Genomic DNA, 20590 nt, shown 5'->3' with positions numbered 1-20590 from the left:
TAATATGTTTTTCACAGCCGAAAGTATTAAATTCATTAGCCTAAAATTGCTGTGATTTGGCTCTTGTGGCCAAGTTTATCTACATCTTCTTTTGCAATTGTGTCTGTGTTTCCGTATAAATCACCGTCAATGTAGATTTCTTTTACTGTGTATTCTCCTGCTTCTAAACCAAATGGGTTCTGGTATGTTACTGTAATGTTTGCACCTCTGAACATACATGTGGCACTTGCCATTCCCTTTGAGAACTGTTCAGCTAAAAGCTTTGGAGCAAGTTTCAAGGCACCAAGTTCACCTTTAATTCCGTACATTTCATTTAATACTGTAAGAAGTAACCAACTTGCTGCACCTGTTAAGTAATGGTACATTCCCTGTCCTCTCTGATTTACATATTCAGGCACACCAGGATAAATGTTACTCTTGTGGTAATCTGCGCAATGCTTGTACAATGTGTTGATTACTTTGTAACCTTCTTTTGCAAAACCTCTGCTATATAATGCATTTGCATACATAACAGCCATGTGTGAGAATACTGCACCGTTTTCTTTGTGACCAAAAGCAAATCCAAATAATCTACCCATATCTGTTTTTACTTCCTTGAAATCAGTGTTAAGTCTGTAACCTCCAATTGCTTCATCGTAAAGATATTTGTCAGCAGCTTTTGCGATTTCTGCTACCTGTTCGTCTGTGGCAACACCTGACATTACTGTAAATACCTGACCTGTAAGCATCATTCTTACTCCACTTTCAAAGTCACCTTCTACAGCTTTTCCGCTGTTGTCATAGTAACCGTTAAACCATGAATTTCCTTCCTTGTCAGAAGTCCATTCCGTGTTTCTAATGTGGTCTGTAATCCAGTTTGACATTTCTGTTAATTTATCGGCTAACCAGTCGCACTTAACTTCTGTTTTTTCTCCTGAAATAATGTGACCAACTTCATCACAGTATTTTTCAAGTAAAGCATTCTTTTCGCCAATGCTGTCATAAATGCTGCTATCTGCTTCTAAAAGCATCAAAATTTCTTTTGCTATGCTTACTGTATCTTTTCCTGTTTTATCACTGTAATCCTTAATATCCTGAGCAAGATTCTTCAAGTTACCGCCGTAAAGAGCTGTAAAAGCAACGCTTTCTCCACGTTCTTCTGCCATGTCAAGACCGTCGTTCCAGTCTGCTCCGCGAAGTCTTATATGATTATGCTCGCCAACATCGTAGAATGATGTTAAATGCTGAATAAGTAAATGTTCTAAAACAGTTCCTTCGTATGGAAGTGCGTCTTCTGTCATCTGCTTATTTCCTCTTGTGTCATTCCAACGGTCATCACGTTTTTCACCACGACAAATCTGTGCGTCTTTGAAATATGTATTGGCTTCTGTAAGGAATTCAATATCTCCTGTCTGCTGCATATATAATCTTGTTGTAAGATATGGCCAGGCACCATGGTCCATCCAAACTCTTACAATGTTGTTTCTGTCTGCTATGAACTCACCCTGTTTTGAACCGATGATAGTTGCATTTGTACCGTCAAATCTTACACCGCCAAAGTTGTCTATTAACATTTCTCTAACTTTTTCTGGTTCCATAATAAGAAGTGCAAGGCAATCCTGCCATAAATCTCTCCAACCTCTACCACCTTTTCCGTAATCATGGTGTGGTAAAAATGAGCAACCGTAAATTCTTCTAAGCATTGGCTGGAAATTAACCCAGTGCATCCAGTTATCGAAATCTGAATCAGCAGAATTATAACTTACGTTGATTTTTTCCTGCCAGAATTCTTTTGTTTCTTCTAAATATTTGTCAAAATGCTTCTTTATTAAGTATTTCTTGCTTAATTCTGTGATTTCTGCTTCTGATTCACCATAGCCTAAAGCTACAATATAAGTTCTTGTTTCGCCCGGCTCTAATGTACAGTCAGCAAATCTTATTGCAGCCACTGTTTCGTATCCATCTACTTCTTCGCCTGCCTTATATGGTAATGGCTGATTTTTTACAACGTAATATGGATTTTCGAAGTTTCCTCCACGCCCGATAAACTCTTCTGTTACAGGGCAAAAACTTACAGGTGAAACCATTTCTCCGTTAACTTCTTCTTTTGCTAATGCGCCATAGAAAATCTTGTTTTTGTTGTGTCCTCTTTCATCAAATGTAAGAGTTGGATAAATCATTATTCCGTTTTTTACTGTAAAAGTTCTATGAAGCAATGATGTTACGTGTCTGTGATCTCTGATGTTTGACGCCGAACGGGCATACATTGGTATTGCAACTGTTGATGTAATTGTCTGTGCCTTATCAGATGTGTTTGTAATTTCAAACTTTGTAAGTTCTACTTTTTCTTCTGTTTCAGGTACAAAACTTGTCATTACAGCTTTTAAGCCCATTTCCTGTGACTGTCTTTCTACCTGATGCCACATAATACCTGCTGTAAGTTTTACGTCTTCCTTGTCATCCTCAAAAAGTTTTGCCTGCTGTTTGCTTGAACGGCCTGTTACAGACCAAGCTCCCTTTCCTTCAACATAAACCCAGAAGTTTCTTGAAGACTTGTTGTTGTGTAAGTTTTCGCTACTTACCGGTTCAAGTAAAAATGTGTTTTGGTCAAGCTTAATGTCGCCTCCTAAATCCGGTGTGATTGCACTCATCATACCTGCTTCGTTAGCAAGTGGGAAGTACATGTAACTTGTTAAATCAGGATCATCTAATGTAAATGTTCCTTTTTTGTCCAAATACTTTAAATCGCTCATAAAATCTAATCCTTTCTCCTTTTTATTTTAAATTGATTTTGTTCAATAGTTTTCAAATAGTTGTTTGAAACTGCATTTTTGCATGTTGTTGTCTTTACTCTGTATTTTGCAGATAGTTGTTTTAGTGTGCATCTTTGCAGATTGTCTTTTTTGCTTATTATTTTTAGAAAATTTTCTTTTTATATTTTATATTATATTTTTAGTTTTTGGAAAAACTACAATTGTTACATATTTATTTTATATACCTTTATTTGCTCTTAAATATAATTAGCAGGAACTTGTATTAGGTCATCTAAAAGATATAATTTCAATTCTTTTATTTACTTTCTTTTATAATCTTTCCAAAAATTAAAACGTTTCAAGCTTTTATAAAGAAAAAATGCTGTGAACCTTATAGAGTTTATATCTTTTTCAAATGTGTGTTGGATGAGAACCCTAAAGATTCTCATCCCCACCATTTGCTCTATAAAAATTTATAGCATTTTAAATGATTTATTCAAAGTAAACATTTATAGCATTAATCTTGCCATCACGAACAGCTTCTGCCATTTCGCCAACAATCTTACCTTCTGTTGCTACTGTTTCACCGTTGATTTCAACCTTTGAAACCTTAGCAGCATCAGCGCCATAAGTGTTCTTTCCTGTATTATTAATGTATGTTACGTCACATGTTGAAAGAAGTCTGAATGTAACTTTTCCTTCATCAAATAACCAGTTTGCAAGCTTTGGATCAAAGTTAAGTGCAAGCTTACCATCTTCATAAGTAAATACCTTGCCACCCATCATCATCTGAATCCACATAGAAATCATTTCTGTTGTTGAACCTGAAAGTCTTGCAACAAATCCTCTACCATGAACATCTTCATTTGGATTTACGCTTGATGCAATAAATGATGAATTTTCAAGTGTACTTCTACCATACATATTTGGATCTAAGAATGGAATAAGTGCTCCCTTAATTGTTTCATAATATTCATCATATAGACCTGCTTTAATCATAGCTAAGAGATATTTGTATTCCATGTGTAAGAATACGTTTTCTCTTTCCTGCCATCCTGGAGTAAATGCACGACAACGTCCATTTTCCATTGAACATTCTTCAATTGATGCTGAAGTCTTGTACATAGCAAGTTTCTCATCATAAAGACCTGTGTTCTTAACTTTGTTGTACATGTCTCTTGCTGTATCTACATCTTCGTAACCCATCATACGGGCAGGTCCTTCAAGGAAGTATGGTAAAGCAACTGCCTTAAATTTCTTAACCTTTGCCTTCTGAAGTCCGTAATGACTAATTACAGGTTCTCCATTTTCGTCTACAACAGGTTCAAAGTCAACTGCTTCATGTGTAATGTATGTTGGCACAAGTCCGTTACCCATTTCAACAGCCTTTGCAATACCTTTTTCAATCTTAGCTTCGAATGCCTTGAATACTTCAACAATGTGAGCTTTTGATACAACTGTTTCTTCACCGCTTAAGTAAAGTTTAATTGTTTCTCTGTAAGCTTCTCTGATTGTTGCAACCTTATCCCAATACTGGAAGTCATTAATTGTTCCGTTGTTGTATTCGTCAAGTGCTGCCTTAACATCATCTAAGTATTTTGCAATCTCAGCAGGCATTGTAACTTCGCCTTCTCCATCAAAGTTGTTAATGATGAAGTTTACTAATCTCTTTAATTCAAATGTTTCAGGTGTACCTGAACCGAATAATCCAGGAAGACCGTTCATGGCATCATTCCAGCCCGGCTTTCCACCTTCCATTTCAACACCGATTCCGTCAACGTCAAGCTGAGCGAATTTGCTAAGTGCTAAAATAACCATCTTAACAGCTAAAGATGTTTCATAAATCTTTTCGTCTTTTGTCTTTAACCAGTTAGTTGCCCACTTGTTAAATCCAGGACGTGCAAGTTTTTCTTCATCTTCAACTTCCATACCGTACTGACGTACGTCACCTTTTTTATTAATAACATACTTTTCATCTCTTGGTACAACGTATGCAACGCTGTCATAGAACTTGTATGTTTTGTCTTCGAATAATAATTCGTTAATCTTATCAGGGAATACGCTTAAGTAGTTATCTACTAAATCCATGTTGTAATCCCAGTGATCGCTCCAGTAACCTTCACCAAATCCGGCTTCAATGTTCTGGTCACAATCATTTAAGATTTCTGCAATGAAATCACCATCATCAATTTTTACTTTTAAACCAAGTTTTGCAATTGTGTTTGAAATCTGTCCCGGTGTAAACTTACCTGCAACAATTTTTTCAATGGCTGTTGCATCTCCGTCAATGTTTTCTTTTACATAAGCATTAACTTCGTCTTCTTTTCCTTCAATTACGTTAAATAAACTTGGACGTACTTCTAATGGGTTGTAACCATCAGCCTGTACTAAACTGAAGAAAGTTTTAACATTGAATTCTCCAACATCTTTATTGAAGAATACATCATTTCTTCTATTCTGAGAAACATCTCTGAAGTTTCCGTTACCCTGTGAATAATATTCAGCAGCAATAGAGAAGAAGTTGTAATCTCTTTCCGGATCTCCATGTTTTCTACTAAATAAATGTATTATAGACTTATTACCATCTTTGTTAAGAACATATGGATAACCACCTCTTAAGAAGTTATCTAAGTAACACTGTTCAATGTACTGATCAAATTTTCCGGCAGATGTATGTGTCTTAATGTCAGATGTGAAGCTATCTGCTAATTCTTCTGCTTCTACAAACTTGTCTGCAATATAGCCAGGCTTTGTAAATGTAGAAACCTTTGAATTAATCTGTTCTTCTGAACCTGCAAATCCCATCATTGTATCAAATGTGATTGCTTGGTTTGCAGCTACTGTTTCATGGAATGCTGTAAATCCGCAAGGAACTTTGTTTGCGAAACACTGTTCTTTTGCTTTTACGTTATCAATTCCACCTTCGATAAATCTTACAGGTGTCATTAATGAAAGATCATATCCGAATACTGTATCCACATCGTAGATTACATCCTGTAATTCTCCATCTTTAATTGTAAGATAGTAGTAACCACCTTCAACATCTGAAACTTCTGCTGAATCCTTTGTTGATGCTCTAAGTGTGTAGTATGGAACCTTGTTATCAATGTTCTTAATGTATGCCCAACTCTTAAATAAGTTTGACATTTCCTTGAATTCACCATTTGAGATTCCGTATGTAATAATCTTTGGAAGTCCGTCAATAACTTCAATATCTTTTGCAGAATCAGAAATGTTCTTCACTGAAACCTGTCTAACTAATGCTCCAATACTTTCGTTTGGAAGAATGAAGTAATTAACTGTTACTTCAATACCGTATTTTTCATTTGTTTCAATAATCTTGAAACTATTTTTATTCATTCTAATCTGACGTTTTGCTTCTTTTTCATATTTGAAAAATGGTTCATAATATTCGCCGTCAATTTTTAAGAATGTTCTAAAACCCTTTACTGTTGTGTTTTCAAAAGCTGTATTAGCTGAATTAAATTCCATAATGGCATTGCCCTTGTTATCAATACCAAAACTGTTCATTCCCTGTCCTCTGTTTGTGTAGAACGTCCACATTGGAATACCCTTTACACCTGCAAGACCAGGTAAAAAGCTTGAAAAAGCTGGCAATCTGTCATAATCATCTATAACAAATGTCTTACCTTCAAGTCTATAATTCTCCATAATAATCTCCTTTTTATTTGCGTTTTCCGCATGAACTTCTGTAAACCATCTTTGGTGAAAGTTTTGTAACTGTACCGCTCTTGTCACCATCATCGTTTAATAATCTGAATAATTCATTTGCGCTTGCACTACCCATTTCTGTAATTGGGCTGTGTACTGTTGTAAGTGGAACGCCATAATATCCACTAATTGTGCTGTCATCGTATCCTATTACGCTTACCTGTTCAGGAACCTTAATTCCCACATCCTGTAGCGCTTTTATGCAACCCCAAGCCATTTCGTCATTGGCACAAAACATTGCATCAGGAATCTTTATTCCACTTGATAGCATAGAGCGCATCTCGCTGTATGCCAGGCTCTCTTCGTAGTAACCTCTTAAAACAATGTCTTCATCAATTGGGAGATTATGCTTCTGCATAATTTCAACATATCCCTGATAACGATGCCTGTCATCTCCCGTATCATTTCCGTGCATGTAACCGACTCTCTTATGTCCTAATTTTAATAAGTAATCAATTGCCATTGATGCGCCTAATTTGTCATCAACTAAAACACCTGAAATGTTCTTACCTTTGCTATCTCTGTCAATAAATACCATAGGGATATTTACTGTTGCAATTCTTTTTACATAATCACCTGTTAAGTCTTCATGGTAAATAATTGCGCCTGCAACACCTGATGCAATAATCATTCTGTATATTTCATCTGGTGAGTTGTCATTACTTATATAAATATTTAACATGTAATTATTTAATTTACACTGTAAATGAATTGCCTGTGTTAATACCTTATAGAAATCACCTTGTAAACTTGTTAAAAAGAGGCCTATTGTATTTTTTCTATTAGACTTTAATAACTTTGCATTCATATTTGGTATGTAATGAAGTTTTTCTACTGCATCTAATACTTTTTGTTTTGTCTCTTCACTAACGATATCTGCGTTATTAAACACATTTGAAACTGTTGATATTGCCACTCCCGCTTCTCTGGCAACGTCTTTTATTGTAACCATACAATAATCCTCCTAATCTACTTGGAAAGTTTCGCAACAAGGGAGGCTTAAAGCCTCCTTGTTACTTTATTTTTACTGATATACTCTTACATAATCAACGTACATCTTATCCTGATATACATCATTAACTCCGCCGTCCGGGTAAGTCTTTGTGCCTACTTTTGTCCAGTAATCTGTTCCTACTGTTCCACCAAGAACACCACCAATAGCACAGTTAATAATTAAGTGGAATGGCTTGTTAAATGGCCAAATACTACTGTTAGCCCAAGCATTTCCTGTAGCCACATATCTTGATGGGTTATATGACCATGTTACCTTACCATCAATTGTAAATGTAACTTCCTTTGCATTCCAGATAATTCCGTATGTGTGATATGCACTTGTAGCTGTTGCAACTGTTGTATGTTTATACTTATTTCCAGAACTTGTTGGCATACCATTGAACTTTGTATTATGGATTGACTGTGGAATAACTGTCTTTGATGCTTCACTCATTGTTTCTAAAACATCAATTTCACCACAGTTTGGCCATGTACCATAATTACTATCATTACCTAACATCCAACATGCAGCCCATGTTCCCTGTCCTTTCGGTAACTTAGCTCTGAATTCTACCTTACCATATGTAAATGAATATAATCCTTTAGTCCAAAGTTTTGTTGAATAATAGCTACTTTTTATAATATTCTTAGTTCCTTTTTTTGTTTCGAACTGTGGCTTAATAACAAGATTTCCATCTTTTACTTCTGCATATTCCGGCTGATAGTTCTGTAGTTCCCTATTACCATAGCCACCTGCACCAGTTGCGCCTTCTGTAGTCCATTTTGTTGAATCAATTGTTGTTCCACTAAATTCATCATTCCAAACCATCTTACGAACTTTGTCTGATACTACGTTTGAGAACTTTGAACATACATAAGTCTTACCACTTACTTTTGCAATAGGTTTAATCTTGAAGTAGTAAGTTGAACCTGCTGTTAAACCATTAACTGTTGTTCTTGTAACTTTTCCAACTGTTGTTACTTTAAAGCCACTGTTTGCATTTGTTGAATAGTAAATCTGGTAGCCTGTTGCACCGCTTACACCAGTCCACTCTAATGAAATACCATTATTTGCTGTGTTCTTTGCGTACTCAATTGATGTTGCGCCAGGTGTAACCTTAACAGTTACTTTCTTCTTGCTTTTCTTTACTTTTACTGTAATTTTGCAAGTACCAGGCTTTTTAGCCTTGATTTTTCCTTTTTTTGAAACTGTAGCAATTTTCTTATTGCTTGATGTAAACTTAGCACCTTTTTGTTTAACTTTAATTTTGCTGCTGTTTCCTGCGATTAAAGTAACTGTCTTCTTAGACTTGATTGTTACTTTTGCCTGTGCTGTTGTTGGATTTCCTACATAAACTGTAGTAACAACCATAGCCATTGCTAATGCAACAGATATGATTTTCTTTAACATCTTATTCATATTTTGCCCTCTCACTTTCATCTGTTAGAACAGATGCTTTACGCACCTGTTCTAAAATGTTTTATTCACCTGTGATACCTGTATTTTCGATACCTTCAATGAACTGTCTCTGTACGCATGCGTACAATACTAACAATGGTGCAATTGCTATAAGTGTAGCTGCCATCTTGATGGCTTCGTTTAACTCACTTACGGCATTTGAAGTTGAACCGTTATCAAATAATGATAATCTTCCCGGTAATAACTCTAAAGCATCACCTGTCAGTATGTTAGTTGTATATGTTTCATTCCAGTTAAATACGAATGAGAATAAGAATACAACTAAGATTGTTGAAATTGATAATCTAATTGCTACATGATAGAAAACTTTTAATGAACCGGCACCATCGATCATTGCCGCTTCATCAAGTGACTTTGGTATCATGTTAAAGAAATTGTAGAATATCAATACCAACATTGTTGAGTATGTTCCCTGTCCTAATAATGCTAATAAGAACTGTGGAACAACTGTGTTAATTAATTTAAATCCTAAAATGCTTTCAGCAGTGCTGAACATCATAATTCTTGGTACTGTTAAAAGTGGTACAGGAAGAATGAATGCAATAATTAACATTACAAACCAGAAGTTTCTTCCTCTAAATGTGTATCTTGATAATGCGAAACCTGTTGTTGCTGATACAAATGTCTGAGCAATAGCAAGTAATGCTGAGTACCAAATTGAGTTTAAAATTGATGTTGGAATATCAAGTGTTCCAATAGCATTTTTAAAGTTATCTAATGTTGCATGTTTTGCAATCCATGTAATTGATGGATCAATTAAGTCCTTTGTTGTCATAATTGATTTGGAAATCATTTCAAAGATTGGCTCTAAGAAAATGAATCCAATACAAATTAATACAAAGTAAATTGCAAATTTTGAAATAATGTTTACAGCTTTTAATCTCTTTAATTTGGCAAAGTTGATTTTCTTAACTGATGACAAATCAATCTTCTTTGCACTGTTATTTTTATTTGCCATATAACTTTGCCTCCTTTGCCTGATGTCTCTTCTGAGAATTTAATCTTCTCTTCTGCTGTTTTTCCAGCTTCTTTAATTTCTTTTCCTGCTTCTGTCTTGCCTTGATATCTTTTGGTTTCTTATCTCTAAATAGTAAGAACACAAATCCAACAAGTAAGAGTACCACTAACGCGTATATCCATGCGTAAGTTGCGGCATATCCAAGACCTGAACCTGTTTCACCTGTCTTTTCCTGAATTAACTCATATAATGGGTTAATTGAGCTGAACATACCAAGCTGTATTACTGTGAAGACTGTAATAATAAGTCCAATCTGTTTTAACATTGGAATTGTTATCTTCCACATAATCTGCCAAGCATTGGCTGAGTCAATCTTTGCTGCTTCGTAAACACTTGGGTTGATTTTCTGTAAACCATTGATAAATAATACAATTGGAATACCTGTAAACCAAAGTATAATTGATAACTGATCAAATACACCTGCTAGGGCATTTCCAAGTGCCGGTGAATAGCTGTCTATAATCTGCATAATAAATATATTTAAATATGCATTGGTTGTTTCTGGCGCCGTGGCTGATGCAGTAGCCTGAGCTGCTGCCTGTCCTGCGGCCCCCTGCACTTCCATAATCTGTGTCATAACCGGACCAGACATGATAATAACAGGTAAGAAATAAATTGTTCTTAAAACACCCTTACCTACTTTAATCTTATTTAAAAGGTAAGCGATAATAAATGATAATACTACTACAATAAATGTGTAAGGTATAATCATCTGTAAATACTTAATTAACGCAGGTGTAAATTCACTGTTTCCAATGAACGCCTTAACGTAGTTTCCTACACCTGTCCATTCAATTTCGTATCCTCTGATTGTTCTCTTTACATTTGTAAAACTTAAATAAATAGTAAATACAAATGGGAACAATGTAAATAATGCAAAACCTACAATCCAAGGAGCCATAAACATATAACCTGTTCTGTCCTGTCTCTGCTGGTATGTACGCATTTTCTTAGCCTTTTTTGGCTTGTCTTTTTTAGGAGTTGTTTTTACTTCTGTTGTCTTCTTTTCTTCAGCCATTATTTAACACCTCCTTCAATTACTTCTGCACTCTGTGCAGCTACTTCTGTATTTCCTACAGTAACTTTATCCTTTGTATAGTTAATTACTACACTCTTTGTATCTCCGTCTTTCTTGTATGTATTAACGATAACACCGTCACTTACTACCTTACGGCCTGACCACTTATATCCAATAACCTTAGATAATGGTGTGTTGACTTTGTTGTAAATATCTTTTACAAGTTGCTCATACTGTTCAAACTCTGTTGAATAGTAGTCTGATGAAGTTGTTGATGCTAAAAGATATGATGGTTCCTGTGTTAATACAAATGAAGGACAAATATTGTAGTCAATCATTCTTAACTGGTCTGTTGTTGAGTAGAATGAGAAGTTTGCATATGGTGCATATACTTCCATTGTACCGTTAAGTACCATCTGTAAAAATGGAACTGTATCTGTTTCGTATACATACTGTGATGTTCCTACAGGTGACTGTAAGTATCTGTCTGTGTATTTCCATAAGTATTTGTTTGGTGCTACTAAGTTAAGTGTTGTACCATTCTTCTTCATTTTCTGTAATGAATTCTGATATAACTTAATTGCATCACTTACTGTTGTTTCTACACCATCACTACTGTATGTACTAACTAATACATTTGATGCTCCGTCAATTGTAAATGACTTGCTGTATTCTCCTAAGTCTTCATATAAGTCATCCATCCACTGTGCTGTCTTCTTAGGAAGTGCATAACCAAATTCTGTTACAGGAGCATTCTTTGGTAAAATATCTGTTTTATCAACCTGAAGGTATTTTGTATTTAAGTGCTTAGCAGAGTTGCTGTAGTAACTTACCATATCTTCATTAATTGTTGTAAACTCTCTTGAGAATGAAATATCAATATTCTTCTTAGCAAAATCAGATATTAATGAAGTGAACTTACTTTCACTTCCTACGGCACTTGAAAAACTTGTGCTGTTTGGCTTTGATAATGTTTCTCCACCGCTTTGCCATCCGATTAAACCTGTATTAATATTTTCAACTCCATCTTTTGTTAACTTGTTTAAGATGTTTCTTACATCATCAGCAGTTGTTACTGTTACCTGCTGTGTTAAGAATACACCTTTCTTTGAATCTGACATTAAGAAGTCAACTCTAATTGGAAGGTTTGAACCTTCTGTTGTTCTTTCTTTCAATGTTCCATTATCAATTAAGTGCTGTCTGTATGCCTGAGCCATACCTGCGTAATCTGCTGATGGTGTTCCATCACTTCCATCGCCACTTAAGAACTGATATGTCATTGAAATATCAACCTTGTTTGGTGTATCCTGTGTCTTTCTGTAAGAATCACCCTTCTGGTTTGTTACCTGATAATATTCTGAATTGAACTTAAATGTTGGGTAAGCGTATGTATATCTTACTTCACCTTCTGCTGTTGTTGAAGGGACTGCATTTATGCTCATGTATTCATCACCCTTATCAGCGTAAGCAACAAATGCTGCCTGTGTTCCATCACCATGTGAAATACCGAATACCGGCATTGTTGGTTCCTGTACAGGAACAACGTCATCGCTTGTTGCATAATATGTTAAGTTTGTTGATGGATCTGTTCCATAAATCTTACCCTGATATTCACTGAACTTTGTATTGTTTGTTGCGAATCTTACTAAAGCTCCACTTCCGTCAGGTATTAATGCATAACCAGGTGTTAATTCTTTTCCCTGTAACTTAACCCAGTCAGCTTCTTCTTCATCATATGCTAATGTAGCACCACCACTTGTTCCTAAGAACGGTGTAATGATTACGTTAGCAATTTTCTTGATGCCTGAACCTGTAAGTTCTTTATATGGTATATCGTATTTGATATTTCCATCATCACCGAATGTAATATATACATTCATACCTAAATCATCATCACCAAGTTTGAATACACATTCTAATTTGTATTCTCCCTTTTCTTTATCAACTTCACTAAGTCCTGATTTTCCATCATTCTCACTAGCTGCTGCTGATGAAACTCTTGTAGTCTTCATACTCTTACCTGAACCTGTATAATACTCAACTGTAACAATTGAGTTTGCAAATGCTGCATACTGGTCATTAGTAAATGATGAATCCTTTGGTGTGTTGGCAAGTTCTTTAACCTGCGCAACTGTCATTCCTTTTTCCTCAGCGTAATCTTTGATTTCTGAAGGATCTTTATCTTCTTTTGCACTTGTTACAACATCTAAAGCTTCTTCAATTTCTTTAGGAAGTGCAACATCTACACCTGTTTTCCAAACATATTTTGTCTTTGTGTTTCTAACTAAGATAATATCGCGGTCATCTCTGAAATAATATTCATAATTACCTTTCTTACAAAGTAACTGATATGCGTTTGTTACTTTCATATTTGATGTTACCTTGTTAGGTGCAGGTCTTGTATCTCTATTTGTATTCAAGAACGCAGCTGCTACTGCAGCGCTAAGTGAAAGGACGCATAAGAGACATACCACAAGTGCTGTAATTTTAATCTTTTTATGTTTAGCTGCCTGTAACATTTCTTATAATCTCCTTTCCTACTGTTACTAAGAAATCTTTTAACTGTTCCCACATAATAATAACTACTAAAACAACGATTGCTGCAATAAGCATGAATACTACTGTGATTATCAAACTTACTACTGTATGTTTAAAGTCATAATCATGAACTGTTGAAAGACCTTCAAATATAAGAGCAATACTCCAACATACACCAATTATCATAATAACTGTTAAGATAAATGATTCGTTGTATGTTAATACGTATGACATAATAACTGTTGCTACCATTGATATCATTGCAGGTATTAATCCGTATGCAGGTATTAAGTAAACCTGTCTAAATGTACCATCACCATCTGTAATTGATGTTACAAGATAGTTACAAATAATAAATAAAATTAATATTGCAAAGAAACCTACGATAACCGCTCCCATATCCATGTCTTCTACTTTTGAATACTGGTAAATAAATCCTTTACCTGTCTGGTATAACATGTATACTCCGAAGAAAACAATGTATAAGATTGTTGCAGCTATCACTGAACCGTTCTTGTTTACTCTAATATCATAGTATCTGTCAATTGGATGTTTTGTTATCTTGAACGCATAACCTAATTCACCAATAACAGGTGTATTCTTAAGTTTTTGTCCAAGAGCTCTTTTCTTTTTCTTAAGTACATGATTCTTATCAATGAATCCGATAGCAATCTTAATTGCAATAAGAATAACTAAAACAATTAAAACTGTTCCTAACCACTTCTGGATTGATTTGTTTCTTACTTCCCAGAATGCGTTTGAATAACCGTCTCTGTTTCCGGCAATTTCAAAATGTTCCATTGCTTTGTCATAAACTTCATCATTGTAGTAAGCTTTTGCTACACCGTTATGAGCAAGAACTGACATCTGGTTAAGTCTTAATACATAATTCCAATCTCTAAGGGCTTCTTTATAATCACCATTTTCATATTCTTTTAAAGCCTTGAAAATAGTTGTTGCATATTCTGTCGGTGTAAATGACTGTAAGTATCCTTTTTCACCATCAGCTGTCCAGATGTTTCCACTGTTATCTACAGCAATTGTTGTAAGTGATGTAAATAAACCTGAAATATCTTTGTCTGCTGCTTCTGCACCTAACTGGAAGATTACTTCACCCTGACTTGTATATACCCAAATCATACCATGTGAATCACTTGCGTAAATAATACCGTCTTTGTTTGCAGTAACATCTGTTAATGCTGAAGAAGTCTTAACATTCCCAAGCATGTTAGTACCATCTGTACTATGCTTCTTAAGTAAGTCATTTCCTGTACCCATACATGTTGAATATGCTGTACCATTTGTATCTACAAAAACATTAGAGAATGTAGATGGAAGAGTATTTAATAACTCTGATTTTTTCTGCTGTTCTTTTGTATAAATTAATTTTAAGAACATCTGCTGTGGTGTTAATTTTGACTTATTTGATGTGAAGTATCCTAAGAACTCACCTGTGTTTGCCAACTGAATTACACCTGCGTAAACACCTTCTGAAACGATGTAGATGTTGTTACCGCTATCTACTGTAACCTTACTTGGTTCGTAGTTTGTATCAGCAAAAATAGCTGCTGATGGTTTTAAATAACTTCTTACGAATTTAAAATCCTTTGTAAATTTGAATACCGCTTTCTGTCCTACGTCAGCAACATATAATTCACCGGCATTTGTTCTAAATACACCCTTAGGACTTTTGAATCCAGGGAATCTTTTATCGTTAACTGTTTTACCATTTAGGATTCTTACGATTTTCTCAGTGTTTAAATCGTAAATAACAATTCTCTGATTTCCTGTATCTGCTATGTAAGCAATGTTGTTATCATCAATTACCATATCTTCAGGATCTGATAATTCTAAGTTTGTTATAGTTCTGTCAGGCAAATATGCATCCTGTGTTCTAACCAATTCTCCCTGATCATCTTCTGTATATGAGTAACTGGTTGCCTGTGATGCTGCCACTGGTAACACTGACATTACCACAAATACCAAGGCTAGAAACAGAACTAAACTTTTTTTCATAATTTTTTTCATTTCTGCCTCCTTACTTGATACCTGAACTTGCCATTGTGTTCATAACCTTAGACTGCATACAAATGAATATAATCAAGTTTGGCAAGAATAAAATCAAACTTGATGCAGCTACCATACCGGCTGCCGCTACAGCATTGTTTACACCAATGGAGTTACAATAGTATGTTAATGTTCTTAATGCTTCGTTTGTAATATAGTTGTTTGATGTTTCCACGTTGTTCCATACCTGCTGGAATGTAAGAACCACAGATGTTGCAAGAGCCGGTTTTGTTAAAGGAATAATTACCTTTCTTAATATAGTAATATCTCCTGCACCGTCTACTACCGCTGCTTCAATTAACGCATCTGGAATACCATCAACGAACTGTTTTACTAAGAATAAACTTACAGGCATTGCAATCAATGGTAAGATATGTGCAAACCATGTATTGTATACGCCTAAGTTTACGATAATTAAGTATCTTGGAATAGCTACGGCTGTTGCTACGAACATAAGAGCCATCTGGTTTACTTCCCATAAAGCACCTTTGATTTTGAACTTCTTCTTTGAAAGTACATAAGCTGCCATAATCGTAATGAGAATTCCAAGCACTACTGTTAATACTGCTACGATTAATGAATTTAAGAAATATCTGGACATTGGAATTCCTGTTGCTCCTGATAAGTTCAATAAATTCTTAAAGTTATCCAATGTTGGATTTTGTACAAATAATGTTGGTGGAAATTTAAACAATTCTCCCAAAGGTTTAAATGCATTATTTATCATAAATATTACCGGAAGGATCATAAATATTGATAATGGTAATGCAATTATATGAAACTTAATCTGACCACGCGAAAAACGTGTTGGATTAATTCTGTTCCCCTGAAAACCTGCCATTTATGTATCCTCCTTTCTAATATTCTTCTTTCTCTGTAAATAATGTGTTTGCTACTTTACTACATACCCATACCAATGCAAGAAGTGCAACTGATACTGCAGCTGCGTAACCCATCTCGTATCGAACGAACGCGTAATCATCAATATGGTTGGCTATTAACTGACCCGAATAATCAGGTGTTGGGTTTGCACCTGCCAACGCTACACCAATCCAGCCCATGTTAAATGCGTTTACAATTGACATAACCGCACCGAATAACATCTGTGGTTTCATTGATGGGACTGTAATATAAATAATTTCCTGGGCTCTGTTTTTGATACCATCCACATAAGCTGCCTCGTATAATTCCTGGTCTATGTTCATAATACCTGATAACATGGATAAGAAACCGATACCCATTGATGACCATAATGATATGAATATCATAATCTGCATAAAGTAGTCAGATGATATTAACCACTGAATAGGCTGATTTATAAAGCCTAATTTCTGTAACCATGCGTTAGCAAGACCACTTTGGTCACCTGAGAAGATTGTTTTCCAGATAACCTGAATCATAATCTGACCTGACAATGAAGGTGTGTACATTGCTAAAGCATATAGTGTTCTTGCTCTTGGAGTAACCTGAGCAAGAATCCATGCCATAATAAACGATAATACATAACCACCAATACCAACTACAATAGCGTAAAGTACAGTGTTAGGTAAAACGTATTTCATGAAAACTTCATCACCTGTAAAAAGAGTAATGTAGTTTGTTAACCCTGCAAACTTTGGCATATTAATAACGTCAAAGTATGTAAATGATAAACCAATAGCTATAAGTATTGGCAATAATATAAATGTAAAGAATAGCAATCCGTAAGGAAGTAAAAGTAAAAATGATCTAAATCCTTCAGTCTGGTAGAATTTTTTACCGCCTTTTGACTTTGTGGCTGTTTTCTCTACTGCTGCAGCTGCACTACTCATTATTTGCTTACCTCCTCTTCCGGATTAGCTTTCGCTTTATCCTGATTTTCTTTTATCCAATCATATCCACGAAGTTTGAATTTCTTAACCATTTTTCCGTTCTCGTCATAATATCCAAGTTCCTGCATCTTACGTACGATTTCCTTGTTAACATCATTCTTAGCTTCATCAACAGCTACCTGACCGGCTGTTCCGTCGAATACCATTGTTGTCCAAATATTAGAAATTGTTCTTTCTAATAGGTACTGACCAGGTGTTCTTGTAACGTCTGTTACATAGTCAAGCTGTTCAGTAATAATCTTCTTATCAGCTTCATCCATTGGGTTATTCTGTAATGCCGCCTTGTTAGCTGATAACCAGAAGAATGTCTTACCATAAGATGAACGTAATGTATAAGTATATTCTGTCTGAACTTTTTTGCTTGTCCACCATTTTAAGAATTCCCAAGATTCATCTTTCTTATTTGAAGTCTTGAAAATTGCTCCACCTGTACCATTTGCAACGAATGTTCTGTCAATGCTACCATCTTCCTGTTCTGTTCCAAGATATGGAGCGATAGCCCATTTACCTTCTAATTCCTTAGCACCATTATTAATCAATGTATAATCTTCCATTCCAATAATACCAATTGGATTAGTTGAATATCTAAATGAGTTAAAGAAGTTCTGTACTGATGTTTCAAGTGAATACTTTGTAAATAAGTTACCTAACAATGACAATCCCTTTACAGATTTCTTAGAATCAATACCTGTTGTAACAAGACCATTCTCGTCCTGAGTATATAATTCTCCACCATTCTGTAAAATCATTGGGGATGTCTGGTAGAACCACTTGTAACCTGTTGTACCTAATGCAATGTTATGATAGAAGTTCATACCATATCTCTGCAATGTTGGTAAAATATCTATTAATTCATTCCATGTACTTGGGACTTTAAGTCCTAAGTTGTTAAAAATGTCGGTTCTGTAAACTATAGCGTTAAAGTCTGTTGTTTCAGGAATTGCATACATACCTTCATTGTATACATATGATACAAAAGATCCTGTTGGAAATCTTCTTGCCACTGTCCAGAAATCATCGAACTTTGTTAAATCATATAAAGCTCCACGGCTTGATAAATCAAAAGGTACATAAGACATAAGTCCTAATGCTACGTCAGGTGTTTCTTTCGCTGCAATAGCCAATGTTAATTTTGCAACATCAGGCATTGTAGAAACTTTAACCTTAATGTCTTTTCCTGTTTTTTCCTTATAATAAGGAACAAACTCTGTATCTACCATCTTCTGTAACAAGTCTACATGAGTGATAGCTCTATTTACCCAAATTGTTAAAGTCTTGCTGTCCTGACTTGCACCTGTAGCATATTTAGAAGATGTAAATGTATTTACCAATGTTCTAATTGATGTCCACATTGAGCTACCTGCTGATGGGTTTGGTTTTTCAATCTGACCTTTATCAGCAGTTACATAAATTCTATCTAATGTAAAATCATTTGATGTAACTTCTGTTGTAAAATTACTTAATGAAACTAAGATAGAGTTATCTGCTCCAGTTAAGTCAGCTGTGTGCAAAGCAATTTCATCAGGATATTTCTGCATATCTTTAATAAACTGTTCTGCTTCATCTAAATATGTAAGCACTGCACTTGAATTTCCATTAGGTGAATAATCCTGAAGAATATATCTAATGTGCTGAATTACTGTCTTATATGCTTTTAAATATTCTGGAATTTCCGGAATATATTTTGTCATTTTCCAGTTACGTTCTGTATCAACATCACTACCTGTAATCTTTGTAATTTCCAATTCAAAATCAGTAATGTGCTGTTGAAGTAATAATGCATATCTGTAAGCTTCCATTACAGGCTGGTTTTCCTGCTTAATAGAAATTGTATGCTTACCTTCTGTTAAATAAATGCTATATGCATTACCATCTTTGTCTGATAATGTTTCATTAGCGTAACCTGATGAAACCGGTGCGAATGCGTAGTTATAAAGTTCGCTAAAAGGTACTTCTCCATCAATCTTAATTGTTTCGAAAGAATCAAATTCTTTCTTTCCATTATCATAATGGAAAGTAAGATTGTAGTTACCTGCTTTCTTTACATTAATTGTATATGTAACTTCAATACCTGCTGCATTCCACTGTAATGTATTCAATTTTTCTTTATCTATGTTGAATCTTGTAAGCGAAGATTTTGTTTCAGATCCATATACTGCATCAGATGAATTTTTCTTAGTATAGTATACTGCATCAACCTGTAATGCATCATCACTATTTTTTACTAATTCTGCGTTACTATGTTCTGATGCGTATTCCTTATATGACTTAGTGTTGTTTTTTCCTGCTTCTACCTGAAGCTTACCAACTGCTAAACCACCTGATGATACGTTTTCAATTTTAATCTTATTAACACCCTTCTTTAAATAGAATGAAAGCGGGGAGCTTGAAACGTATGTATTATTGTATAAATATGTATTTGTCCATTCCTGAACTCTATTCTGACTTGGTGCTATTTCATCGCCATAACTATCTAATGGAAAACTCTTTTTCTTATCACTACCTACATATGTTTTTGTGTCTTCATCTGCCCATATGATTGGTAATGCAATAGTGTTCATTTCTGAATACTGTTGCTTTCCATTTACTGTAAGTTTTACAGTATAATCAGACAATGATTCGCCAATAGAAATGTAATCAAGGTTCAAGTAATATAAACCTTCTTTATCTACTTTGACTGTATATTCAGCCTTATCATTATAATTCAATTCAGTCATTGTTGAATTATAGTTTGTAACAGCCTTTGGTGTTGTGTCATCAGTGCTGTCTTTCTTCTTATTGTTATAGAACTTATTAGCATCAATTCCGTCTTTCAAACTAGCAACATGAGTTCCTTCACCAATTGTTGTGTTCTTCTTTATGAAATCGGTGTAGTATACTTCTGCTTCTTCTCCATCGCTTAGATAAGATGTAGAAAGTAAATTATATGCTTTTTCAAAAGTATTACTATCTACATCTTTGATATGTGATGTTTCTGTTTTGAAAACAAATTGTGTTAAAACAAGTGCAGCAACAACGATACAAACTATAGCTATTATAATAGTAGTAATCTTCTTTTTCATTGTTGTCCTTTCCCTTTTTCACAAAAGCGGAACTACTTTAACGGCAGTTCCGCTCTTATGTTTATAATAATTAATTAGT

At 34.8% G+C, this 20590-nt stretch carries 11 protein-coding genes; all 11 read right to left on the bottom strand.

Annotated elements, in window-relative coordinates; genetic code table 11:
* Nucleotides 1-35: 35 nt before the first annotated feature.
* Nucleotides 36-2732, bottom strand: coding sequence for a GH36-type glycosyl hydrolase domain-containing protein (locus ACQY63_RS11525; RefSeq protein WP_022164599.1), 2697 nt, complete (start codon nt 2730-2732; stop codon nt 36-38).
* 492 nt (nt 2733-3224) lie between these two features.
* Nucleotides 3225-6404 (bottom strand): cellobiose phosphorylase, encoded by a 3180-nt coding sequence (locus ACQY63_RS11520; RefSeq protein WP_428245245.1) that lies wholly within the window; start codon nt 6402-6404, stop codon nt 3225-3227.
* Nucleotides 6405-6417: 13 nt separating this feature from the next.
* The gene (locus tag ACQY63_RS11515) at nt 6418-7416 is read right to left on the bottom strand and encodes a LacI family DNA-binding transcriptional regulator (RefSeq protein WP_022164723.1); all 999 of its coding nucleotides are present in this window, start codon (nt 7414-7416) and stop codon (nt 6418-6420) included.
* A 72-nt stretch (nt 7417-7488) separates the two neighbouring features.
* Nucleotides 7489-8877 (bottom strand): family 16 glycosylhydrolase, encoded by a 1389-nt coding sequence (locus ACQY63_RS11510; RefSeq protein WP_022164722.1) that lies wholly within the window; start codon nt 8875-8877, stop codon nt 7489-7491.
* 61 nt (nt 8878-8938) lie between these two features.
* Nucleotides 8939-9895 (bottom strand): carbohydrate ABC transporter permease, encoded by a 957-nt coding sequence (locus ACQY63_RS11505; protein WP_302689968.1) that lies wholly within the window; start codon nt 9893-9895, stop codon nt 8939-8941.
* The gene (locus tag ACQY63_RS11500; RefSeq protein WP_022164719.1) at nt 9885-10973 is read right to left on the bottom strand and encodes a carbohydrate ABC transporter permease; all 1089 of its coding nucleotides are present in this window, start codon (nt 10971-10973) and stop codon (nt 9885-9887) included. Before ACQY63_RS11500 ends, ACQY63_RS11505 begins: the two co-directional genes overlap by 11 nt.
* On the bottom strand, nt 10973-13492 hold the full coding sequence (locus ACQY63_RS11495) for a DUF5696 domain-containing protein (RefSeq protein ID WP_428245244.1): 2520 nt from the start codon (nt 13490-13492) through the stop codon (nt 10973-10975). Before ACQY63_RS11495 ends, ACQY63_RS11500 begins: the two co-directional genes overlap by 1 nt.
* Nucleotides 13476-15539, bottom strand: a complete 2064-nt coding sequence (locus ACQY63_RS11490; protein WP_022164717.1) for an L-dopachrome tautomerase-related protein — start codon at nt 15537-15539, stop codon at nt 13476-13478. The genes ACQY63_RS11495 and ACQY63_RS11490 overlap by 17 nt, the downstream gene beginning before the upstream one ends.
* A 10-nt stretch (nt 15540-15549) precedes the next feature.
* Entirely contained in the window at nt 15550-16419 is an 870-nt protein-coding gene (locus tag ACQY63_RS11485) for a carbohydrate ABC transporter permease (protein ID WP_302689965.1), read from the bottom strand.
* Nucleotides 16420-16435: 16 nt separating this feature from the next.
* Nucleotides 16436-17389, bottom strand: coding sequence for a carbohydrate ABC transporter permease (locus ACQY63_RS11480; RefSeq protein WP_022164715.1), 954 nt, complete (start codon nt 17387-17389; stop codon nt 16436-16438).
* Nucleotides 17389-20511 (bottom strand): extracellular solute-binding protein, encoded by a 3123-nt coding sequence (locus tag ACQY63_RS11475; RefSeq protein WP_022164714.1) that lies wholly within the window; start codon nt 20509-20511, stop codon nt 17389-17391. Before ACQY63_RS11475 ends, ACQY63_RS11480 begins: the two co-directional genes overlap by 1 nt.
* Nucleotides 20512-20590 lie beyond the last annotated feature (79 nt).

Origin of the sequence: Eubacterium sp. Marseille-QA0814 (assembly GCF_965119675.1) — a bacterium.
Lineage (GTDB): Bacteria > Bacillota > Clostridia > Lachnospirales > Lachnospiraceae > Eubacterium_G.
Note: the sequence above shows the minus strand (reverse complement) of the source record. Positions and strands in the feature narration are given on the sequence as shown.